We start from the raw sequence: 21,607 nt of genomic DNA, 5'->3' as shown, positions 1-21,607 counted from the left end.
AAGGGAGGGCTAAGGCCGCCGCAATTCAAGGAGAAAAGTTCATGCGCCCATCCGGCCGCACCCCCGATCAGATGCGTCCCATCCTCATGGAGCCGGGCTTCACCCGCCACGCCGAGGGGAGCTGCCTCGTCAGCTTCGGCGACACGCGCGTGCTCGTCACCGCTTCGGTCGAAGAGCGCGTTCCGCCCTTCCTCCGAGGCAAGGGCCAAGGCTGGGTTACCGCCGAATATGGCATGCTCCCCCGCGCCACCCACACGCGCGGCAACCGCGAAGCGGCCAAGGGGAAGCAGTCAGGCCGCACGCAGGAAATTCAGCGCCTCATCGGACGCTCGCTCCGCGCCGTCACGGACATGCAGGCGCTCGGCGAACGGCAGATCACTTTGGACTGCGACGTAATCCAGGCCGACGGCGGCACCCGCACGGCCTCCATCTCGGGCGCCTGGGTGGCGCTCCGCATTGCCGTCGACAAGCTGATCGAGCAGAAGCTGATCGAGACCGACCCCATCCGGCAGAAGGTCGCCGCCGTCTCCTGCGGCATCCACAACGGAACCGCCGTGCTCGACCTCGATTATATCGAGGATTCGAACGCCGGCTGCGACGGCAATTTCGTGCTGACGTCCGATGGTAATATCGTGGAGGCGCAGGTGACGGCCGAGGGCGAATGCTATGACGAGGAAGGCCTTCTCCGCCTGCTCCGCCTCGCCCGCATCGGCTGCGGCGAGATTTTCGCGGCGCAGGACCGGGCGACCGGCCGGTGACGCGTCGGCTCGGGCCCGGCAAGCTGGTCATTGCCAGCCATAACCGCGGCAAGGTGATCGAGATTGCGAACCTGCTCGGCCCTTATGGGATCGAGCCGGTCTCGGCCTTCGATCTCGACCTGCCCGAGCCCGATGAAACCGGCACAACCTTCGTCGATAATGCGGATTTGAAGGCGCGGCTCGCCGCCGACCTTTCCGGCATGCCCGCAATTTCCGACGACAGCGGCCTCTGCGTGGAAGCGCTCGGCGGCCGCCCGGGCATCTATTCGGCGCGCTGGGCGATCCCGAACTACGACAATTTCTCTGTCCCTCCCGAAGCCGGCGCCGGCGAAGTCGAGAGCGAACGCGATTTCGCCCTCGCCATGAGCCGCGTTCATGACGAGCTTCTGGCGCAGGGTCCGGAAGCGAGCCGCGACGCGCATTTCGTCTGCGCCCTCGCCGTTTGCTGGCCCGACGGCCACAATGAATGGTTCGAAGGCCGCGTCGACGGCACCCTTGCCTGGCCGCCGCGCGGCGACAAGGGCTTCGGCTACGATCCCATGTTCCAGCCCGCCGGCTACTACCAGACGTTCGGCGAAATGGACCCGTCGCAAAAATACGCGATCAGCCACCGCGCCGACGCCTTCAGGAAGCTGGTGGCGGCGCTCCTGTCGTGACCTCTGACGGGGCTCTGGCCCTCTACGTTCACTGGCCGTTCTGCGTCTCCAAATGCCCCTATTGCGACTTCAACAGCCATGTCCGCGAGAGCGTGGATCAGGCGCAATGGCGGGACGCGCTGCTTGCCGACCTTGCCTATGAAGCTGAAGTCCAGCGCGACCGCCTAAGCTCCATCTTCTTCGGCGGCGGCACGCCCTCGCTGATGCCGCCGCAGACGGTGGCCGCCATCATCGAGGCGGCGGAGCGCCATTGGGGCTTTGGACCCGACATCGAAATCACGCTCGAAGCCAATCCTTCCTCCGTTGAAGCCGCACGCTTCGCCGATCTGGCCGCCGCCGGTGTGAACCGCGTCTCACTCGGCCTCCAGTCGCTCGACGACAAGGCGCTCCGCTTCCTAGGCCGCGCGCACGACGTTACTGAGGGTCTGGCCGCTCTCGAAACAGCGCAGAATGTGTTCGACCGCGTCAGCTTCGACCTGATCTACGCGCTTCCCGGCCAAAGCGAAGCCGCGTGGCAGGCCGAACTCTCCCGCGCCCTTTCCTTCGGCACCGGCCACCTCTCGCTTTACCAGCTCACCATCGAGCCGGGCACGCGCTTCGCGGCGCTCGCTGCAAAGGGCGACCTCGAAATTGCCGATCCCGATCATTCGGCCACCCTGTACGAGCTGACGCAGGTCATGGCGGAAGCAGTTGGGCTCCCCGCCTATGAAATCTCCAACCACGCCCGCCCGGGCGAAGAGAGCCGCCACAACCTCGCTTACTGGCGCTACCAGCCCTATCTCGGCGTGGGTCCTGGGGCCCACGGCCGCCGAGCGGGGACAGTCACCCAGCGCCACAAGAAGCCTGAAAACTTCCTCTCCGGCCTCGCCCGCAACGGCCATGGCATCGTTGAAGAAACCCGCATCGACCCTGGCGACAAGGGCATCGAGGCGCTGCTGATGGGCCTGCGGCTCCATGAGGGCGTCGATCTCACCCGCATCGCGGCTTTAGCGGAAACGGCGCCTGAGAATCTGATCGACGAGCGCGCTCTCGCCCGCCTCTCCGCCCAAGGCCTGCTCACCCGCGAAGGCGACCGGCTCCGCGTCACGCGCGAAGGAATGCTCCTCCTCGACCGTATCCTTGCCGAGCTTGTGAGCGTCCCCGCCTGACTTGCCCCGGCGGCAAAGCCCCTGCATGACCGCCTCATGAGCGAGACGCTGGCGCCCGGCCTCTACATTGTCGCGACACCAATCGGGAATTTGTCCGATCTGACGCCGCACGCCGCTCGCATCCTCACCGAAGCCGACGTGATCGCGGTCGAGGACAGCCGCGTCACCGCGAAGCTCCTCGCCCATATCGGCGTCAGGAAATCGATGACGCGCTATCACGATCACAATGCCGACAAGGTGCGCCCGCACCTGATCGAGCGTATGGCGAGCGAGGCAGTGGCTTTGGTCTCCGATGCCGGCACGCCGCTCATTTCCGATCCCGGCTTCAAGCTCGTCCGCGACGCCCGAGCCGCCGGCCGCGCCATTCACACCGCGCCCGGCCCCTGCGCCGCCATCGCCGCGCTGACGCTGGCGGGGCTCCCAACCGACCGCTTCCTCTTCCTCGGCTTTCTCCCCTCCAAGGCAGGCGCTCGTGCCTCCGCGATCGCCGAAGTCGCGGCGGTGAAGGCGACTTTGGTCCTTTATGAAAGCGGTCCGCGCCTCGGCGCGGCGCTGGAGGCGCTGCACCAAGGCCTCGGCAACCGCGAGGCCGCGGTGGCGCGCGAGATCAGCAAGAAGTTCGAAGAAACCGTAACCGGCACGCTTGAGGAGCTTGCCGCCCGCTATGCCGATGTGCCGCCCAAGGGCGAGATCGTTATCGTCGTCGGCCCACCCGGCGAAGCCGCACCCGCCGAAGAAGCGGACGTTGACGCCGCCCTCAAGGAAGCAATGAGCCGCCTCTCCCCCTCCCGCGCCGCTGCCGAGGTGGCGCAGAAGCTCGGCCTGCCCAAGCGCGACGTCTACGAACGGGCGCAGCAGCTCAAATGAAGCGGCAGCTAGCCGAACAGGGCGGCAGGCGTGCGGAAGCCAAGGCGGCGCTCTGGCTGCAGATGAAGGGCTGGCGCATCCTCGGCCGCCGCGTGCGGACGCCGGTCGGCGAAGTCGACCTCATCGCCCGCAAGGGGAAGGTCGTTGCCTTCATCGAAGTGAAGGCCCGCGCAACCATGGCCGAAGCCGAGCAGTCGCTCGACGCCTACCGCCTCCGCCGCGTCGCCGCCGCCGCGGAGGCCCTGCTGCACCTCCATGCCAAGGACGATGACGTGACCCGCATCGACGCTGTCTACGTCGTGCCGGGCCGCCTCCCCCGCCACCTGCCGAACGTCTGGCTCGGCTAAAGAAAAAACGCCCCGGCTCACCGGGAGCCGAGGCGTCAAATCGTAAATCGTAAAACTCGTGCTTAGCGGCACTTGCTCACGACATTGCGCTCCACATGGCGGCCGACCAAAGCGCCGATGGCAGCGCCCAGGATGGTGCCGGTGGTGCGGTCGCCGCGGCTGTCGATCGCCCGGCCGGCAAGGACGCCGGCAGCGCCGCCGACGATCAGGCCGGTCGTGCCGTTCGGGCGCTTGCAATAGAGGCGGCCATCGGCACCGCGCCAGGTCTTGCCGTGATAGGTCCCGTAGGACTGGGCGACGGCTGCGGTGGTGGGAACGACTGCTGCGACCGGAACGGTCATGCTTGCGGCCGCGATGGCGAGGGTGAACTTACGCATGGAAAATACTCCTTCCGATCTACTCGGCGGCAGCGGCGACTCGAACGCAACAGGCCGCTGCCGTCTGGAAGCCTTCTGGCACCGAAGCAGTGGCTTCTGCCTGAACCCAATTGTCAGGAGTTGTTCAGCTAAACGGCTTTGAACATTAATGACCGCCCGGAGCCGCGCCAGCGCCCTTCCGCGTCAGGAAGACGAGCGGAAGGAGGATCGCGAAGGCGATCGCCATCATCAGGAAGACATTGTTGAAGGACATGACAAGCGCCTCCCGCTCCACCATGCCCGATAGCTGCGCGAGCGCCGCAGTCGCGGGATCGGCCACACCTCGCGCGGCCATCGTCGCCGCCGTCTGGTCGAGCCAGCCCTGAACGTCCGCATGGCCTGACGAAAGCGAGGTCGCCAGCTCCTGCCGGTGCAGCGATTGGCTGCTCGCGAGAAGAGTGTTGATGATCGCGAGGCCGAGCGCTCCCCCCAAATTGCGGGTGAGGTTGAACAAGGCCGAGGCATTCTGCACCCGCTCCGGCGGCAGCGTTCCGAGCGCAAGCCCCGTCATCGGGATCATGCACATCATCAGGCCCGATCCGCGAAGCGCCTGCGGCAGCGCGAACTCCCAGAAGCTCGCATCGGCGGTGAGCTTGGCATTCTCCCACATGCCCCAGGTGGTAAGCGCAAGGCCGATGCCGAGCAGGACGCGGAGATCGACCTTCGCCTGAAGCCTGCCGACGACGGGCGCCGTGAAGAACATGGCAAGCCCCGTCACCACCATCACCTCGCCGATCTGGGTGGAGCTGTAGCCGCGCACATTGCCCAGGAAGAGCGGCAGCAGATAGACGGAGCCGTAAAGCCCCACGCCGGCAATCACCGATACCAAAGACCCGATCACGAAATTGCGGTCGCGGAAGACCTTGAGGTCGACGATGGGCGAAGCCGCGGTGAAGGCGCGCCAGAAGAAGACCGCAGCGCCGATCGTCATCACGCCCGCCATTGTGAAGACCCTGTCGTCCTGCAGCCAGTCGTGGAGCGGCCCTTCGTGCAGCACATATTCGAGGCTGCCGAGGAACAGAGCCATGCCGATCAGGCCCTGAACGTCGATCCGCTTCAGCAGCGAGAAGTCCGTGTCGCGAAGCGGGCTGAACCGCCAGACCAAAGCCGCCGCGGCAATGCCGGGGACGAGGTTGATCAGGAACAGCCACTCCCAACCCATGCCGTCCGTGATCCAGCCGCCGAGGCTCGGACCGATAGAGGGCGCAAGCGTCGACACCATGCCGACCAGAACGATCGGGATCGTGCGCTTCTCCTCGGGAAACAGAATGAACAAAGCCGCCATAGTCGTCGGGATCATCCCGCCGCCGAGGAAGCCCTGAAGCGTCCGGAAGATAATGAGGGATTCGATGTTCCACGCCATCGCGCAGAGCAGGCTCATGACCGTGAACCCTGCCGCCGACATGACGAACAAAGTCCTCATCGACAGCGCCCGGCCGAGCAGGCCGGACAGCGGTATCGCGATGACCTCCGCGATCAAATAGCTGGTCTGAACCCACGCAATCTCGTCCGCCGACGCGGAAACGCCAGCCTGGATCTCGCGGAGCGACGAGGCAACGATCTGGATGTCCAGGATCGCCATGAAATTGCCGACGATCATGGCGAGATAGCCCGCCCAGATCGCTCTGGACGAATAGTTGCGCGCGTCGGTCACCGCCTCAGTCCTTCGTGTTCACCGTCGCTTCGACGGAAAGGCCCGGGCGGAGAAGCTGCGATCCGAGCGCGCCCTTCTCGACCACGATCTTCACCGGCACGCGCTGAACGATCTTGGTGAAATTGCCCGTCGCGCTGTCGGTCGGGATCAGCGCGAACTGCGCGCCGGATGCTGGCGCGAGGCTCTCGATGCGTCCGCGGACCGTCAGCCCCGGATAGGCGTCGAGCGCGATGTCGACCGGCTGCCCGACCTGCATCTTTTCGAGCTGCGTTTCCTTGAAGTTGGCAACGACATAGGCCTGCTCGACCGGCACCACGGCGAGCAATTGCTGACCGGACTTCACGAGCTGCCCTTCGCGCACGCCGCGGTTGCCAACCACGCCCGACACGGGAGCGCGGATCACCGTCCGCTCCAGATCGATCTTGGCCTGCCGAAGCGCCGCTTCGGCCGCCTGCACCTGCGCTTCGCCGGCGGCGATATTGGCGGCAGCGCCAGCGGTGTTGGCAACAAGCGCGCCGGACTGGCCGCGCTGCGCGGTCACGGCAGCTTCGGCGGCAGCGACCTGCGCCTGCGCCGACCTTGCTTCCGCCCGCACCTGATCGAGCCGCGCCTTGGTCGTCCAGCCGCGCCGGGCAAGCTCGGCAAAGCGGCTTTCGTCGGCTAGCGCACGCGCCGCGCTCGCCCGCATGGCGGCAAGCTGCGCCGAGGCCTGGTTGATCGCGCCGCCCTGCGCCCCGACCTGTGCCGACGCCGACTGGCGTGCTGCGGCAAGCGTGCGGAGATTGGCGCGCGCGGCGGCAAGGTCGGCCTCGGCGCGGGCGACCTTCGCCTCGTAATCGGCGGCGTCGATGATCATCAGCACGTCGCCAGCCTGGACCCGCTGGTTATCGGTCACCATCAGCTTGGCGACATAGCCTTCGACCTTGGCGGCGACGGGCGTGATGTCGGCGCGCACATAGGCATTGTCGGTCGTCTCCTGATGCGCCCAGACGGTGGTGTACTGATAGCCGAAGCCCGCGCCCCCGAGCAGCAGCGCCGCCCCAAGGATGCCGAGGATGCGCTTCTTCTTGCGACCGGGTGCGGGAGGCGCATCGGCGGCAATGCCCGCATCCCCGGCAGGCGCTTTCTTCCGCGCCTGCGGCTCGTCGTTGCGAGAAATCAAAGCAAGTTCGGCCACGATGAGCCTCCAGTCTCTGTTGTAGAAAGCTCTATGGTCGTTGCTTCGGCCTTCCAGTAGCCGTCCAATCTGGGATACAGCGTTCCACATATGGAACAATGGAGCCGAACATGACGCGGCATCTCGAGGAAATGGCGGTGTTCGCCAAGGTTGGCGACCTCGGCTCCATGTCCGGTGCCGCCCGCGCGCTTGGCCTTCCGAAGTCCACCGTCAGCCGCGCCGTCGCCCGCCTTGAAGCTGCCTATTCGGCCCGCCTCGTCGAACGCACCACACGCAAGGTGACCCTGACCGAGATCGGCCGCGCCCTCCACGCCCATTGCAGCAAGATGGTCGAGGAAGTCTACAATGCCGAGGCCGAGATCGCCGCCTATCAGGGCACGCCGTCGGGCCGCCTCCGCGTCGCGGCACCCTATTCAATCGGGCATGTCATCCTGAAACAGAACATGCCTGAATTTCTCGACCGCTATCCGAACGTGGATGTTCAACTCCAGCTCACCGACCGCACCCTCAACCCCATCACCGACAATTTCGACGTGGTGATCCGCATCGGCTGGCTTGAGGATTCAAGCCTCATCGCCCGCAAGATCACTGACGTGAACGCCATACTCGTAGCCAGTCGCGCTTATGTGGAGGCGTACGGCCTCCCCTCCTCTCCTTCCGACTTGGGAGGTCACAGGATCATCGGCTACCCGACGAGCGAGCCGCGCCCGATGGACATGAGCAGCGGCAAGGAGCGGGTGCCCGTGCCGATCTGGAGCCGCTTCGCCTGCAACGACCCACTGATGAATATGGAATTGGTCCAGCGTGGCATCGCTATTGCTCCCGTCTCCGCCATAATCGCCGCGGGACTACTGGAAGGTGGCCAGCTCATCCACGTCCTTCCGAAATACAAGCTGCTTGATCAGCCGGCTATCTACGCTCTCTATGCAGGCCGCACCGCCATTTCTCCCAAGATTAGCGTCTTCCTCGACTTCGTCAGCGAACTTGCGCGCCGCGTTTTTGCCAATCCCGCTTTGCTCCGGCTGGTGAACTAGCTTAAGCGGCCTCCACCTTATCGGAGTCACGAATGAGCCTGCGCGTCGCCGTCCAGATGGATCCCATGGACAGGATCAACATCGCGGGCGATTCCACCTTCGCGATCATGCTGGGAGCGCAGGCGCGCGGCCACACGCTCTACCATTATCAGCCGGAAGACCTCACCTACGAAGGCGGCCGCCTCTATGCCGGCGCGCATCCGGTGACGGTGCAGCGCGCGGAAGGGGATCATTACCGGTTCGGCGACTGGACGATCCTCGATCTCGGCCGCGACATCGATGTCGTGCTGATGCGGCAGGACCCGCCCTTCGATCTCGGCTACATCACCGCCACCCACCTCCTCGAGCGGATCCAGCACGAGACATTGGTGGTCAACGACCCCGCCAGCGTCCGCAATGCGCCCGAGAAGGTCTGGGTGCTGGACTTCGCGCGCTTCATGCCGCCGACGATGGTCACGAGGTCGGTTAGCGCTGCCCGCAAATTCCTTGAGGAGCATGGCGAGATCGTCGTGAAGCCGCTTCACGGCAATGGCGGCAAGGCGATCTTCAAGATCGGCCGCGACGGCGCCAATCTCTCCTCGCTGATCGAAGTGTTCAACACCGCCTATCGCGAGCCGCACATGGTGCAGGCTTTCCTCCCCACCGTGGCGGATGGCGACAAGCGCATCGTCTTCGTGGACGGCGAAGTCGCGGGCGCGGTCAACCGCCTGCCGGGCGAAGGCGAAATCCGTTCGAACCTCGCGGTGGGAGGCAAGGCAGCCAAGGCTGAGCTTACCGATCGCGAACGCGAAATCTGCGCCACCATCGGGCCGGAGCTTAAGAAGCGCGGCCTGCTCTTCGTCGGCATCGACGTGATCGGCGGCGAATGGCTGACGGAGATCAACGTCACCTCGCCCACCGGCATCGTCGCCATCGACCGCTTCAACGGCACCGACACGCCCGCCCTCATCTGGGACGCCATCGAAGCGAAGTTGGCCTGATCCAATGACCGACTGGGTAATCGATCTCATCCAGAAGACGGGCTATCTCGGCGTCGGCTTCCTCATGTTCCTGGAAACCGTGTTCCCGCCGGTCCCCTCCGAAGTAATCATGCCGCTGGCCGGAGTCGCTGCCGCACAGGGGCCGATGACGCTCTGGGGCGTGATCGCCAGCGGCACCGCAGGCGCCATGTTCGGCAACTTCTTCTGGTATCTGGTGGCCCGCGTGATCGGCATCGATCGCTTCCGGCCGTTCATCGAACGCCACGGCCGCTGGCTCACCATTGACTGGCCGGACGTCGAAAAAGCGGAGCGGCTGTTCGGGCGTTTCGGGCCGGTGCTGGTCGGCCTCGGCCGCATGCTTCCGACCATCCGTTCGGTCATCTCGATTCCCGCCGGGCTGCTCCACATGCGGCTCAAGAATTTTCTGATCTGGTCGACCATCGGCACCGCCGGCTGGAGCTCCGCGCTTGCGATCGCCGGCTATCTGCTCGGCCAGCAGTTCGAGAATATCAACAGTGTGATCGGCCCGCTTTCGACAGCGATCATCGCCGCCATCATCCTCACCTATGTCTGGCGCCAGCTCACCTGGCGGAAGCGCCACCCGAAAGGCTGATCATTTCCGCAGCGCTGCCGTGGCGACGCCGGCTGCCACGAGCACGCCGCCGCCGGCCCGCTGCGCCCAACGCCGCGCCGCATCCCGCCGAAGCAGTCCAGAGGCACGCGCCGCCGTCAGCGCGTAAATCGTATCGGTGATCGCCGCGATGCCGGTGAAGGTGGCGACCAGAATGGCGGCCTGCGGAAGATAGGCTGCGTCGGGCCGAATGAACTGGGCGGCGAAGGCGACGAAGAACAGGATTGTCTTCGGGTGGAAGGTGCCGACCGCAACGTTGGTGAGGAAAGCCGCTCGCGGTCCGATCGGTCGCCGTGGCACCGCTTCGGACGGGCCGCCGCGGCTGCTCCAGATGGCGACGAGCCCTATGGCGATCAGATAGGCGGCGCCGATCCATTTCAGAATGGTGAAAGCCAGAGCGGATGAGGCGAGGATCGCCCCCGCGCCCGCGAGCGACACCGTCATCGCCACCGCATTGCCGACCGCCATTCCGGCGACGGAAGCAAGAGCGGTGCGCCGGCCCGAGCTCAAGGCAAAGCCGACGATGCTGGCCACGCCTGGCCCGGGGATCACCGCCATCAGCAGCGACGCGGCGACAAAGGCGATCCAAAGCGAAAAGTCCATAATCTGTCCTCAAGCCCGCGGGTGAGCGTTCCGGTAAACATCCATAAGGTGCGCGGCGTCGACCGCCGTGTAAATCTGCGTCGAGCTTAGGCTCGCATGCCCTAGCAATTCCTGCAACGACCGGAGGTCCGCGCCGCGCCCGAGCAGGTGCGTTGCAAAACTGTGCCGCAGCGCATGCGGCGTCGTCCGCTCGCCAAGGCCAAGGTTGCGCCGGGCATTCCGCACCGCCCGCCGCACGATCTCGCCCTTCAGCGGCCCGCCCCGCGCGCCCCGAAACAGCAGCTCATCCTTGGCAACGGGATAGGGGCAGAGGGCCACATAGCGCTCCACCGCCTCCGCCACCGGCCGGATCAGCGGCACCACTCGCGTCTTGCTGCGCTTGCCTGTCACCATCATGGCCTCGCCCAGCGGCAGCACGGCGCCCGTCAACGACAAAGCCTCCGCTACGCGCAGCCCGCAGCCGTAAAGCAGCATCAGCACCGCATAATCGCGCGCCGCGATCCATTCTTCGCTGGCGCCGTCGGCAACCTCCTCGGCAAGCGACACCGCCTCGTCCGGCGACACCGGCCGCGGCACGCTCCGCGCCTTCTTCGGCCCCTTAACCTTCGGCAGCGTCGCCTCGCTTCCCCGCTCCCGTGCCACGAAGCCGAGGAACCCCCGCACTGCCGAAAGCTCGCGAGCCGCCGAGCTGTTGCCGAGCCCGGACGCGCGGCGGCTGGTGAGAAAAGCACGGAGATCCGTCGCCTGCAGCGAAGCCAGCGCCTCAGCCGTCACCCGCTCACCTAGATGCTCTGCTAAAAAGTCGATGAGCCTGTGCGCGGTCGCCACATAAGCGCGGACGGTATGCTCCGAACGGCGGCGGTCGCGGGTCAGATGATGTTCCCAGCCGAGCGCCAGCGCGCGGGCCGGGTGGTCGCTCAAGGGATCAGCCATCTGCCCATGCAGCGCGTCAGCACCCGTCCGAGGAAGACCAGAAGCTCGGAGCCGTGCCGCGTTTCGAAGCCCTGCTCGGCCCGCTGTCCGAGCGCGAGCAGGCCGGTCGGCAGCGGCGGCGCGCTCTCAAGCCGAATGAGCGCCTCGGCGCGGATCAGCTCGCAGGCCGGCCCGAACAGCGGATGCCCCCGCTCGACCCCGCGCAGCACCACGCCTTCGAACTCCGCGATGGAATGCTGGATCACCCGCGGCTCGACGAACTGCAGTCCCGACGCATCTGCCCGCATCCCAGTCTCGCCGACGAACAAAGCGAGCGCCACCGCGTCGAGCCCCAATATCTGCGGCCATTCCTGGGTGACGATATGGATCAGGTGATCGAAGCCCTCGGCCTCGACAGCGGCAAGCACCGCCTCGTGGATCGAGGCGACCGCGCCCGAATGGCCGCGGGCAAAGGCGATGAGGTCCTGATTGGCCTCCTCCGCCGCCGCGACCCGCGCGCGAAGGTTCGCCAGCGCCCGGTCCTCGAAGCTGATTACCCTACCCATATCGGGAGCTTAACCCGAAGATGGTTAATAGGCGATATCAATTCGTTCGCGTTTCAGTTCGCCTGCGTCGCCGCCTTGACGGACCGCTTCTTCGCCGCCCGTGGCGGGATGGTTCGGATGGAGGCGGCATATTCGGCGGCGAGCACGAAGAGCCAGAATTCCACCCCCGCCCAGATGCCGATGGTGAGGCCCGTAACCACGTCCATGATGAGGAACAGCAGCGCGAGCATCCTGAACCAGAACATGCTCGTCGTCGGCAAATCGGCGCGAAGCGAGGCCGTCACCATCATAACCAGGCTCATCACGCCAAATACAACGGAGGAGAACAAATTCTCCGCGCGGTAGAAGCCGTCCAACGCGGCGATGAACCAGAACAGGCGCGAAACCGCGAACTGGCTCTGCTTTGTCGCCTGGCACAGGCGCACGATCGGCGGGATGAACAAATTCTTCCCGATCCAGAGATCCACTTTCGAAAGCATGTTGAAGTCTCGCTTAGGCGATCTTCTGCCCAGTCTTTTCCCAGTCCGCGAGAAACGCCTTCAGGCCGTTGTCCGTGAGCGGATGCTTGACGAGCTGGCGGATAACGGCGGGCGGCGCGGTCATCACATCGGCGCCCATTTTGGCGGCCTCGTGGACGTGGATCGGGCTCCGCACGCTCGCGACGAGGATCTCAGTCCCGAAATCGTAATTGTCGTAGATGAGGCGGATATCGGAGATCAGCTCCATCCCCGGGTACCCGACATCATCATGCCGGCCGACGAAGGGCGAAACGAACGTCGCGCCCGCCTTCGCGGCAAGCAAAGCCTGATTGGCCGAGAAGCAAAGCGTGACGTTCACCATCGTCCCATCGCTCGTCAGCTTCCTGCAGGTCTTGAGGCCGTCGATGGTGAGCGGCACCTTCACCGCGACATTGTCTGCAATCTTCCGAACGATCTCCGCCTCGCGCATCATCTCGTCATGGTCGGTCGCCACTACTTCCGCCGATACCGGCCCCGGCACCACCTTGCATATCTCCGCCACCACCTCGAGGAAATCGCGCCCCGCCTTGTGGATCAGCGAGGGATTGGTCGTGACGCCGTCGAGCAGGCCAGTCTCGGCGAGCTCCTTGATGTCGGCAATGTCGGCAGTGTCGACGAAGAATTTCATGAAAGACCCTTGAGAAAGTTCGTGGTCCCCGCTTAGCCTGCCGGGGGGACGTTCGCAATCGAGGGGGGACTATGCTGCGCCTGATAATTGCCCTGCTGCTGTTCGCGGGTGCGCCCGCTTTTGCGAGACCCGAGGCTTGGGTTGAGGCCAACAAGGCCTCGATCCTCGACGAATATCTCGCGCTCCTCGCCATCCCCAACGTTGCGTCGGATCTGCCGAACATCCGCCGCAACGCGGACCATATCAGGAAGATGATGGAGGCGCGCGGGCTGTCGCCGCGGCTTCTGGAGAGCGAGGACGGCAAGGCGCCGCCGCTCATCTACGGCGAATGGCCTGTGCCGGGAGCGAAGCGCACCCTCATCCTCTATGCCCATTATGACGGGCAGCCGGTGACGTCCGCGCAGTGGAAGGTGACGCCCCCTTTTAAGCCCGTCCTACTTTCGAACAGGCACGACCAGGGCGGTGCACCGGTTTCGGCGCCGGCGTCAGGACGGGAGATCGGCTCCGACTTCCGCGTCTATGCCCGTAGCGCTTCCGACGACAAAGCGGGCGTCATGGCGATCCTTGCGGCTGTCGACGCACTGAAGGCGGAGAAGAGGCGGCCGGGCTTCAATCTCAAGATCGTCTTTGAAGGGGAGGAGGAAGCGGGGTCGCCCAATCTCCAGGCGCTCCTCAGGCGCCACAAGGCAGTGCTGGCCTCGGACGGCTGGCTGATCATCGACGGCCCTGCCCATCAGACAGGCCCGCAGCAGCTCGTCCTCGGCGTTCGCGGCGACGTTAATGCGGAGGTCACCGTCTATGGACCCGTCCGCCCGCTCCATAGCGGCCATTACGGCAATTGGGCGCCGAACCCGGGCATGATGCTGTCAGAGCTTCTCGCATCGATGAAGGATGAAACGGGGCGGGTGACGATCGCGGGCTTCTACGACGACGTGGTGCCGCTGTCGGATGCAGAGCGCGCCGCCATCGCCGCCATTCCCGCGCCCGACGAAGCACTGAAGCGGGAGCTTGGGCTTGGCTGGGTCGAGGGCGGAGGCGCGAGCCTGACCGAGGCCATTCAGCTCCCTTCCCTCAACATCAATGGCATCAGAAGTGCGGACGTGGGCGAGAATTCGCGCAACGTCGTTCCGACCACCGCGACGGCCGCGCTCGACCTTAGGCTCGTGCTCGGCAACCGGCCGGATCGTCAGGTAGAGAAGGTCCGGCAGCATATCCGGGCTCAGGGATATGAGGTTCTGGACCGAGAGCCGACGATGGAAGAGCGGCTTCGGTTCCCGAAGATCGCAAAATTCACGAGCGAACCAGGCTATCCGGCGGAACGCACGAGGCTTGAGCATCCCCTGGTCCGGGACCTATCGGAGGTGCTTCGGAGGAACGGCAAGCTCGTCGTTCAGCCGAGCCTCGGCGGCAGCCTCCCGCTCTACCTCATCCGGGAGGAGCTTGGTGCGCCCACTATCGTCCTTGGTCTTTGGAACCACGACAACAATCAGCATGGCGAGGATGAGAATATCCGTCTGCAAAGCTTGTGGGACGGCATAGACTCCATCGCTGCCGTGCTAGCGATGCCCTAAAGATTACTCGGCCACGTCGAAGTGAAGCACCGTCGGCTCCTTCTCGATAAGGAAGTCGCGATCGAAGTCGTAATATTTGGCGACTTCCACTTCGTCGCCGGCGAAGCGGCGGACCGCATCCATGTCGGTCCAAAAGGTGAAGGTCTCGATATGGACGATATCGCCCTCGCGCCGGTGGAGGCACCATGCGCCGAGATTTCCCTCCGTCCGGCGGTAGTCGGCAAGACCCACCTCCTTCGTCAGTCGAATATATTCCTCCGCTTTGTCGGCCGGCACCCGGCCATGCCACCTCCGCGCGATCATTATTCACCCTCCTTCACCTGACCCTTTCCGAAATAGACCGGAGTGGCGATATGGGCGAGGCCTTATGAACCGCGTCCGCGTCCTTCTTCTCAATGCAGCCCTGGGTCCGCTCGATTATCGCGCGCCGAGGGATGCGGACGTGCCGCCCGGCTCCATCGTCGTCGCGCCGCTCGGGCCGCGCCAGGAGGTTGGCGTCGTCTGGGAGCCGGAGCGGCTTGAGACGGAGGAGGTGGGCGACAATCGCCTGCGGCCGCTTCTCCACGTCTACGACGTGCCGCCGCTCGCCGAGCCGCTTCGCCGCCTCATCGACTGGACGGCGGATTATTATCTCTCGCCCATTGCCGCGGTTCTTCGCATGGCACTCCCTTCGTCGAGTGCGCTCGACGGCGCCCGCACCGTCACAGAATATCGCGCAACGGGTCTCGTTCCCGACCGCCTGACGCCGCAGCGGGCGCAGGCGCTTGAGCGGATAGAGAGCCGCCAGGGCTTGATCCGTGAGCTTGCGCTGGCCGCGGACGTATCGGACGGCGTTATCCGCGGTCTCGTCAAGGCAGGCGCGATCGAAGCCGTAGAAGTCACCATCGACGCGCCCTTCCCTCCCCCCGATCCGGATCATGCCGCGCCCGCGCTGGAGCCCGCTCAGCAGGAGGCCGCATCAGAATTCGTGACCGCCGTGAGAAGCGGCGGCTTCTCGCCCTATCTGCTCGACGGCGTCACCGGCTCCGGCAAGACCGAAGTCTATTTCGAGGCCATCGCCGAGGCGCTGCGGCAGGGGAAGCAGACGCTCGTCCTCCTCCCCGAAATCGCGCTTACCGAGCCCTTCCTGAAGCGCTTCGCCGCCCGCTTCGGATGCGAGCCGGTCGCCTGGCATTCCGGCCTTCGCCAGTCGCAGCGCCGCCGCGCCTGGCGCGCCATCTCCACGGGCGATGCAAAGGTCGTGGTCGGCGCCCGCTCCGCCCTCTTCCTTCCCTACCGCAGTCTCGGCTTGATTGTTGTCGATGAGGCGCACGAGACAAGTTTCAAGCAGGAGGAAGGCGTCCAATATCATGCCCGCGACGTGGCAGTGATGCGCGCGAAGCTGGAGGAGGTGCCGGTCATCCTCGCCTCCGCGACTCCAGCCATCGAGACGCGGCAAATGGCGGAGATCGGCGTCTATAAGGAAGTGAAGCTCCCCGCCCGCTTCGGCGGCGCGGACATGCCGGAGATTGCGGCCATCGACCTTATCCAGGATCCGCCGATGCGCGGCCGCTGGCTGGCGCCCACTCTGGTTCGGGAGATCGAAGCCAATCTGGAGGCGGGCGAGCAGACTTTGCTGTTCCTCAATCGCCGCGGTTATGCCCCCCTCACCCTTTGCCGCACCTGTGGCCACCGCTTCCAATGCCCCAATTGCACCGCCTGGATGGTCGAGCACCGGCTCGTCAGCCGCCTCGCCTGCCACCATTGCGGACATATGATGCCGCCGCCGCGCGCCTGTCCCGAATGCAAGGACGAGGACAGCCTCGTCCCCTGCGGCCCGGGCGTCGAACGTATCGCGGATGAAGTGCGTGCGCTCTTTCCAGACGCGCGCACCGCCATCGTCACCTCCGACACCATTTGGTCGCCGGCCAAGGCGGCGGAATTCGTCGGACGCATGGATGCCGGCGAAATCGACATCGTCATTGGCACCCAGCTCGTCACCAAGGGCTATCACTTCCCGAACCTCACCCTGGTGGGCGTCGTGGACGCCGATCTCGGCCTCTCAGGCGGCGACCTCCGCGCGGCCGAGCGCAGCTTCCAGCAGATCTGCCAGGTTTCAGGCCGCGCCGGACGCGGCGAAAAGCCCGGCCGCGTCTTCGTCCAGACTCACGAGCCCGCAGCGCCGGTAATCAGCGCCCTCGTCAGCGGCGATGTCGAGGGTTTCTACGCCGCCGAGACGGACGCGCGGCGGGAGGCGGCGATGCCGCCTTTCGGCCGCCTCGCCGGCATCATCGTCTCGTCGGAAGATCTAGCCGAAGCGACCGAAACCGCGCGCCTGATCGGCCGCACTGCGCCGAAGGTCGAGAATATGGCCGTGTTCGGCCCCGCCCCGGCGCCGCTCGCCATGCTCCGCGGCCGTCATCGCCAGCGCCTCCTCGTCCACGCCGCCCGGAGCCTAGACGTGCAGGACGTCATCCGCGACTGGCTCGGCAAGCTCGATTGGCCTCGCAGCGTGCGCGTCGCCGTTGACGTCGATCCCTACAGCTTCCTCTAAGCGTCCGGCGCGTCCACGTTCGGCTGGCGCGTATCGCTGTCGCTCGCCGCATAGCCGCACCCGCGGACGCCGAGAATGATGACGATGGCGAGGAAGATGATGCCGATCAGCCAGACGATCCAGCTCTTCCCCACGCCGTGATAATTGTCAGGCCGTTTGCGCTCCGTATGGTGCGCCGCCGCGGCCGGAGCCGCCGCATGTGCCGGCTCGCCCGTCGTCCAGGTATCGCGCACCAGCGCCGCCTCGCGGTCGAGATGCACATGCTGATCGACCCGCACCACCCAGCCGCGCGGCACCACATGGTCGACACCGCTCTCGACGGGCGGCGTCGGCCGCACATGAATATGGTCGCCATGAAGCCCCGCCACCTCGCCGACCATTCCGCCGTCGGACCCGATTACCTGCATTCCCTGACGGACGTTGCGAACGTCGACCATTCCACTCCTCCTCTTCAATGAGGCGGCAATGTCAGCAGGAGGATATTTGTTCCGGGTTCAGCCTGAACGGGCGGGAAGGCTCATCTGCGGAGCGCCTTCACGTTCGAGCAGCTTTGCCTTCCGCTCGACGCCATAGGCATAGCCTCCTGGCGTATTGTCGCCGCGCCTGGCGCGGTGGCAGGGGATGAGGACGGCGATATGGTTCGCGCCGCAAGCCGTGCCCGCCGCCCGAACGGCATTCGGATTTCCGGCCTTGGCCGCCAATGCCGCGTAGCTAAGGCTCTCCCCCGGCGGGATCCGGCTTAGTTCCCGCCACACCGCCTGCTGAAACGCGGTGCCGCGAACGTCGAGCGGCAGGTCATGCGGCCGCTCCGGCCGGTTCACCGCGTCCACAGTCCGCTGAACAAGTTCGGCCATGTCCTGCCCGGCCGGCTCGATCGCCGCATTGGGAAAGCGGCGCCGCAGCTCCGCTTCATCCTCGTCGAACGAAAGTCGGCAAATCCCCTTCTCGGTTGCCGCCACGAGCATCTTGCCCAAGAACGTCTCGGCCACCGCCCAGCGGATCGTCTCGCCCCGCCCGCCGTCCCGCCAGGCGGACGGCGTCATGCCGAGCCGCGCCTTGGCGTCCGCATAGAAGCGGCCGGGGCCGGAATAGCCGGCATCGTAGATGGCGTCGGTCACTCGGCCACTGGCTTCAAGGCTCTCGGTCATGTTCCTGGCTCTCTTTCCGCGGGCATATTCGGCGGGAGTGACGCCGGTCGCGCGCTTGAACAGGCGGTGGAAATGGTGCGGCGAATAGCCGGCCGCGTCGGCAAGATGGTTCAGTGAAGGCGGTTCCTCCGCCGCCTCCAGCAGCCGGTACACTTTCGCCAACGCCTCCGCCTCCCGCGTCACTTCATCGGGCTTGCATCGCAGGCAAGGACGAAGCCCCGCGGCGCGGGCAGCGGCTCCGTCGGCGAAGAAACGAACATTCTCCCGCTTCGGATGGCGTGCTGCGCAGCTGGGGCGGCAGTAGATGCCGGTCGTGAGCACGCCCGTCACGAAACGCCCGTCGGCGCCTCTGTCGCGCGCCATGACCGCCGCCCAGGCGGCTTCTTCATTCATAGCTTTAGCCGTCTTCATCGTCTCTCTTTAGACCCACGGCATCTCCCGTGCATCCCGATCCTTGCTGCCAAACCGGACGCCGCTCCTACCCGCGCAAGTACGGGAACTTGGAGGACGTTTGTTGCATTGGTGATACGAGGCGCCGTTTCGCTAGAGCGCGGCGCTTCCTGTTCAGTAGGAGGGACATTCATGAAAAAGTTGATCGCGGCAATGCTGCCGATGGCTGGCATGATTGCTGTCACCATGCCGCTCTCCATCTCCGGTGGAACGGCGCACGCGCAAAGCGCCTGCCCAATCCTCAATTCGAATTGGCAGGCTTTCGTCAATGCGATGCCCGGGCCCCGCTCCCGGCCGACCCTGATCGTCACCGGCAGCGCGCAGGTTCCTACCGCCGGATACAGGCTGCGCCTCATCCGCGGCGTCCGGGCAGGCGCGACTCAGCGGCTGGTGCTTCGCGTCACGCCGCCGAGAGGTGCGGCTGCTGAGGTCATCAGCAATGTCGATCTTCGCGCCGAAGCGCCCGCTCAGCGCGGCCTCCGCCGCGTCGTGATCGAATGCCGCGGGCGCGTGATCGGCCGGGCAAACGTCACCTGGGCATATTGACGCCGCTCGGCACTGCCGACGCTCTCCTTACTCAAAAAGGAACAACATATGAGGATCATCTTCGCCGCACTGGCCGCGACCGCGCTGACCGCCTGTTCGGTCGAGCAGGCGAGTGACGAAGGAAGTAACGGGAACGCGGCTACGCCCGCTTCCGAAGCTTCTGCGCCGGCCCCATCCGCACCAGTCAATAGCCAGCAGCCGCCGGCTGCCGGCAAGTCGGCAGACGCAAGCGGAGGGGAAGCCGCCGCTCTAGGCGCGTTGAGCCGTGCGGACATCGAGAGCGAACTGGAGTCTGGCGCCGGATGCAGCCTCAGGGCTGACAGGGACGAGCTACTGGTGGCGGTTCAGGGCGACGCCATTGCGCGCCCGGCGAACAAGCTGATCCACCTCGCCTTCAAGGGCAACGAGCTTTACGAAGGCGGCACTTTCAGCCGCGAGGATTTCTCGATCGAAGTACGGCCGCTGGAGTCCCACGGCACGAAAACCGGCGACGAAGAGATGACGCGGGACGCCGCAGTCACGATACGCGAGCCGGGTAAGGTGCGCGAGATGCAGGCACGCTGGAGTTGTGGTGCCTGACCATCTCGGCATGCGGCAGGAAAGGACAGACAGCAAATGAGCAAGTCGAAAACGGGCGCCGTCCTCAGTGGCCTTTTATTATTGGCGGCCTGCGGCAGCGAGAGCGACCGATCCGCCCCGAACAAGGCAGACAATGCGGCTGCGGCGGCAGCAGCTCCCTCATCCCGTTCGGTCTCTGAGACTGAACTGAAGACGGCGGTTCTGGAAAATCTCCGCGCCCGCCACGGCCTGCAATGCGGTACGATAGACCTCCCTGACACGGCCATCAAAACCGTCGAACTGACAGGCGGCGGAAATCCCGAACTTGCGGTGTCCCTGAACAAGATGAATTGCGGAGCGGGTCAGAATAACTTCTCCGGCAGTCCCGGCGGGGTGATGCAATTTTGGACCCGCGATTATGGGGGGGCGAATATGCTCCTGGAACAGCAGATGTACGGCTTCACGCCAGGCGAACGGGAGTTGGTCACGATGCAGCATGGCGGTGAATGTCCGCCCACACCGCAAACGGACTCCTGCCGGGTGACCTACCGCTGGAACGAAGAGGCCAAGATCCTCGCGGAGGCCGAGCGTATCCTGGAATCAAAGCTGCCGGAACGACAGCGCATGGCGTACGACTATGACCTGCGTGACCGCGCCGAGCAGCGGAAGGCGTATCTGGATTCGATGCCGAAAGAGCGTCGCACGGTGCCAGCTCCGTAATACTTCGTTTCGCCTTGAGGTTGCGACGAGGCACTGCCTTGCATCGCAGCAAAGCCCCTGCTAGGGCCCGCGCGACCCATCCGAGGGGGCGCAGGGACATGTCCCACGCAGCCCCCTTTTCATATGGGCATGCATCCGATCTGGGAGTTTAGGCGCGCGTGGAGATTTCCGGCGGCATTCAGGCAAGTTTGGCAGGACGCTACGCAACCGCCCTGTTCGAACTGGCCCGTGACGAAAAGCAGATTGAGGCGGTCGGCACCAGCCTTGCGGCGCTCCGCGAGGCGCTGCGCGATTCGGACGATCTCCGCGAGCTGACGACCAGCCCGCTGATCGGCCGCGACGCGGCAGTGAAGGCCGTTTCCGCCGCCGCCGGCGCGATGAAGCTCGATCCCATTACCACCAATTTCCTCGGCGTGGTGGCGCAGAACCGCCGCCTGTCGCAGCTTCCCCAGATCATCCGCGCCTTCAACATGCTCGCCGCCCACCATCGCGGCGAGACGACGGCGGAGGTTACCTCCGCCCACCCGCTGACCGACGATCAGGTCGCGGCCCTCAGAACCAACCTCAAGAACCGCATCGGCCGCGACGTCTCGGTTGACCTCAGCGTCGATCCCACCATCTTGGGCGGGCTCGTCGTGAAGGTCGGCTCGCAGATGATCGACGGCTCCATCCGCACCAAACTGAACTCCCTCGCCCAGGCGATGAAAGGCTGAACATGGATATCCGCGCCGCAGAAATCTCGAAGGTCATTCGCGACCAGATCGCCAATTTCGGCACCGAAGCCCAGGTTTCGGAAGTCGGCACCGTGCTGTCGGTCGGCGACGGCATCGCCCGCATCCATGGCCTGGACAACGTCCAGGCGGGCGAGATGGTCGAGTTCACCAACGGCATCAAGGGCATGGCCCTGAACCTCGAAGCCGACAATGTCGGCGTCGTGGTGTTCGGCTCCGACTCCGAGATCCGTGAAGGCGACACCGTCAAGCGGACCGGCACGATCGTCGACGTTCCGGTCGGCAAGGGCCTGCTCGGCCGTGTGGTCGACGGCCTTGGCAACCCGATCGACGGCAAGGGCCCGATCGAAGCCGCCGAGCGCCGCCGCGTCGAAGTGAAGGCGCCGGGCATTATCCCGCGCAAGTCGGTGAACGAGCCGATGCAGACCGGCCTCAAGGCCATCGATTCGCTGATT

The 21,607-nt window shown here is 65.4% G+C and carries 26 protein-coding genes; 15 read left to right on the top strand and 11 right to left on the bottom strand.

Annotated elements, in window-relative coordinates; translation table 11 throughout:
- Positions 1-41: 41 nt before the first annotated feature.
- The 5 genes from rph to VGD10_RS10640 are packed head-to-tail and all read left to right on the top strand — an operon-like array spanning position 42 to position 3,776.
- Positions 42-758 carry a ribonuclease PH gene (gene rph / locus VGD10_RS10660; RefSeq protein ID WP_331040801.1) on the top strand — a complete coding sequence of 239 codons (717 nt, stop codon included), beginning with the start codon at positions 42-44 and terminating at the stop codon, positions 756-758.
- On the top strand, positions 755-1,414 hold the full coding sequence (rdgB, locus tag VGD10_RS10655; protein ID WP_331040800.1) for an RdgB/HAM1 family non-canonical purine NTP pyrophosphatase: 660 nt from the start codon (positions 755-757) through the stop codon (positions 1,412-1,414). Before rph ends, rdgB begins: the two co-directional genes overlap by 4 nt.
- On the top strand, positions 1,411-2,562 hold the full coding sequence (hemW, locus tag VGD10_RS10650) for a radical SAM family heme chaperone HemW (RefSeq protein ID WP_331040799.1): 1,152 nt from the start codon (positions 1,411-1,413) through the stop codon (positions 2,560-2,562). The genes rdgB and hemW overlap by 4 nt, the downstream gene beginning before the upstream one ends.
- Positions 2,563-2,598: 36 nt before the next feature.
- Entirely contained in the window at positions 2,599-3,429 is an 831-nt protein-coding gene (gene rsmI, locus VGD10_RS10645) for a 16S rRNA (cytidine(1402)-2'-O)-methyltransferase (protein WP_331040798.1), read from the top strand.
- Positions 3,426-3,776: a YraN family protein gene (locus VGD10_RS10640; RefSeq protein WP_331040797.1), complete on the top strand. Its 351-nt coding sequence runs from the start codon at positions 3,426-3,428 to the stop codon at positions 3,774-3,776. Before rsmI ends, VGD10_RS10640 begins: the two co-directional genes overlap by 4 nt.
- Positions 3,777-3,838: 62 nt before the next feature.
- Here VGD10_RS10640 and VGD10_RS10635 read toward each other — a convergent pair whose 3' ends face one another.
- The 3 genes from VGD10_RS10635 to VGD10_RS10625 form a co-directional block, all read right to left on the bottom strand.
- The gene (locus VGD10_RS10635) at positions 3,839-4,153 is read right to left on the bottom strand and encodes a glycine zipper 2TM domain-containing protein (protein WP_331040796.1); all 315 of its coding nucleotides are present in this window, start codon (positions 4,151-4,153) and stop codon (positions 3,839-3,841) included.
- A gap of 145 nt (positions 4,154-4,298) precedes the next feature.
- Positions 4,299-5,846, bottom strand: coding sequence for a DHA2 family efflux MFS transporter permease subunit (locus tag VGD10_RS10630; protein WP_331040795.1), 1,548 nt, complete (start codon positions 5,844-5,846; stop codon positions 4,299-4,301).
- A 4-nt stretch (positions 5,847-5,850) separates the two neighbouring features.
- The gene (locus tag VGD10_RS10625) at positions 5,851-7,023 is read right to left on the bottom strand and encodes an HlyD family secretion protein (protein WP_331040794.1); all 1,173 of its coding nucleotides are present in this window, start codon (positions 7,021-7,023) and stop codon (positions 5,851-5,853) included.
- Positions 7,024-7,133: 110 nt separating this feature from the next.
- Between VGD10_RS10625 and VGD10_RS10620 the strand changes: the two genes are divergently transcribed.
- The 3 genes from VGD10_RS10620 to VGD10_RS10610 are packed head-to-tail and all read left to right on the top strand — an operon-like array spanning position 7,134 to position 9,650.
- Positions 7,134-8,057 carry a LysR family transcriptional regulator gene (locus VGD10_RS10620; RefSeq protein ID WP_331040793.1) on the top strand — a complete coding sequence of 308 codons (924 nt, stop codon included), beginning with the start codon at positions 7,134-7,136 and terminating at the stop codon, positions 8,055-8,057.
- A 32-nt stretch (positions 8,058-8,089) separates the two neighbouring features.
- Entirely contained in the window at positions 8,090-9,037 is a 948-nt protein-coding gene (gene gshB, locus VGD10_RS10615) for a glutathione synthase (protein ID WP_331040792.1), read from the top strand.
- A 4-nt stretch (positions 9,038-9,041) separates the two neighbouring features.
- On the top strand, positions 9,042-9,650 hold the full coding sequence (locus tag VGD10_RS10610; RefSeq protein ID WP_331040791.1) for a DedA family protein: 609 nt from the start codon (positions 9,042-9,044) through the stop codon (positions 9,648-9,650).
- Here VGD10_RS10610 and VGD10_RS10605 read toward each other — a convergent pair whose 3' ends face one another.
- From VGD10_RS10605 to fsa, 5 genes are read right to left on the bottom strand one after another with little or no spacing between them, the layout of a single operon-like run.
- Positions 9,651-10,271 carry a LysE family translocator gene (locus tag VGD10_RS10605; protein ID WP_331040790.1) on the bottom strand — a complete coding sequence of 207 codons (621 nt, stop codon included), beginning with the start codon at positions 10,269-10,271 and terminating at the stop codon, positions 9,651-9,653.
- 9 nt (positions 10,272-10,280) lie between these two features.
- The gene (locus tag VGD10_RS10600) at positions 10,281-11,204 is read right to left on the bottom strand and encodes a tyrosine recombinase XerC (RefSeq protein WP_331040789.1); all 924 of its coding nucleotides are present in this window, start codon (positions 11,202-11,204) and stop codon (positions 10,281-10,283) included.
- Complete coding sequence (locus tag VGD10_RS10595; protein WP_331040788.1) at positions 11,189-11,749, bottom strand: DUF484 family protein; 561 nt, start codon at positions 11,747-11,749, stop codon at positions 11,189-11,191. Before VGD10_RS10595 ends, VGD10_RS10600 begins: the two co-directional genes overlap by 16 nt.
- 53 nt (positions 11,750-11,802) lie before the next feature.
- Positions 11,803-12,228 carry a hypothetical protein gene (locus VGD10_RS10590; RefSeq protein ID WP_331040787.1) on the bottom strand — a complete coding sequence of 142 codons (426 nt, stop codon included), beginning with the start codon at positions 12,226-12,228 and terminating at the stop codon, positions 11,803-11,805.
- Positions 12,229-12,241: 13 nt separating this feature from the next.
- A complete protein-coding gene (gene fsa / locus VGD10_RS10585; RefSeq protein WP_331040786.1) occupies positions 12,242-12,895 on the bottom strand; it encodes a fructose-6-phosphate aldolase in 654 nt (217 codons plus the stop codon).
- Positions 12,896-12,966: 71 nt separating this feature from the next.
- Here fsa and VGD10_RS10580 point away from each other — a divergent pair, with 71 nt between their 5' ends.
- On the top strand, positions 12,967-14,466 hold the full coding sequence (locus tag VGD10_RS10580; protein ID WP_331040785.1) for a M20/M25/M40 family metallo-hydrolase: 1,500 nt from the start codon (positions 12,967-12,969) through the stop codon (positions 14,464-14,466).
- A 3-nt stretch (positions 14,467-14,469) separates the two neighbouring features.
- Here VGD10_RS10580 and VGD10_RS10575 read toward each other — a convergent pair whose 3' ends face one another.
- A complete protein-coding gene (locus VGD10_RS10575) occupies positions 14,470-14,769 on the bottom strand; it encodes a hypothetical protein (RefSeq protein WP_331040784.1) in 300 nt (99 codons plus the stop codon).
- Between the two features lie 64 nt (positions 14,770-14,833).
- Between VGD10_RS10575 and VGD10_RS10570 the strand changes: the two genes are divergently transcribed.
- Complete coding sequence (locus VGD10_RS10570) at positions 14,834-16,999, top strand: primosomal protein N' (RefSeq protein ID WP_331040783.1); 2,166 nt, start codon at positions 14,834-14,836, stop codon at positions 16,997-16,999.
- Here the strand turns inward: VGD10_RS10570 and VGD10_RS10565 are convergent.
- A complete protein-coding gene (locus tag VGD10_RS10565; protein ID WP_331040782.1) occupies positions 16,996-17,436 on the bottom strand; it encodes a DUF2171 domain-containing protein in 441 nt (146 codons plus the stop codon). The two genes, VGD10_RS10570 and VGD10_RS10565, sit on opposite strands and share 4 nt — an antisense overlap.
- 57 nt (positions 17,437-17,493) lie before the next feature.
- A complete protein-coding gene (ada, locus tag VGD10_RS10560; RefSeq protein WP_331040781.1) occupies positions 17,494-18,558 on the bottom strand; it encodes a bifunctional DNA-binding transcriptional regulator/O6-methylguanine-DNA methyltransferase Ada in 1,065 nt (354 codons plus the stop codon).
- Between the two features lie 171 nt (positions 18,559-18,729).
- Here ada and VGD10_RS10555 point away from each other — a divergent pair, with 171 nt between their 5' ends.
- From VGD10_RS10555 to VGD10_RS10535, 5 genes are all read left to right on the top strand, one after another.
- Positions 18,730-19,143, top strand: a complete 414-nt coding sequence (locus tag VGD10_RS10555) for a hypothetical protein (protein ID WP_331040780.1) — start codon at positions 18,730-18,732, stop codon at positions 19,141-19,143.
- A 48-nt stretch (positions 19,144-19,191) separates the two neighbouring features.
- The gene (locus tag VGD10_RS10550) at positions 19,192-19,722 is read left to right on the top strand and encodes a hypothetical protein (protein ID WP_331040779.1); all 531 of its coding nucleotides are present in this window, start codon (positions 19,192-19,194) and stop codon (positions 19,720-19,722) included.
- 36 nt (positions 19,723-19,758) lie between these two features.
- The gene (locus tag VGD10_RS10545; protein ID WP_331040778.1) at positions 19,759-20,421 is read left to right on the top strand and encodes a hypothetical protein; all 663 of its coding nucleotides are present in this window, start codon (positions 19,759-19,761) and stop codon (positions 20,419-20,421) included.
- A gap of 158 nt (positions 20,422-20,579) precedes the next feature.
- Positions 20,580-21,134 (top strand): F0F1 ATP synthase subunit delta, encoded by a 555-nt coding sequence (locus tag VGD10_RS10540; RefSeq protein ID WP_331040777.1) that lies wholly within the window; start codon positions 20,580-20,582, stop codon positions 21,132-21,134.
- Positions 21,135-21,136: 2 nt separating this feature from the next.
- Positions 21,137-21,607, top strand: a 471-nt coding sequence (locus VGD10_RS10535) for an HAS-barrel domain-containing protein (RefSeq protein ID WP_331040776.1), incomplete at its 3' end; no start/stop codon positions are given.

Source organism: Allosphingosinicella sp. (genome assembly GCF_036402135.1).
Classification (GTDB): Bacteria; Pseudomonadota; Alphaproteobacteria; order Sphingomonadales; family Sphingomonadaceae; genus Allosphingosinicella.
This window is presented reverse-complemented; position numbering and strand designations above follow the sequence as displayed.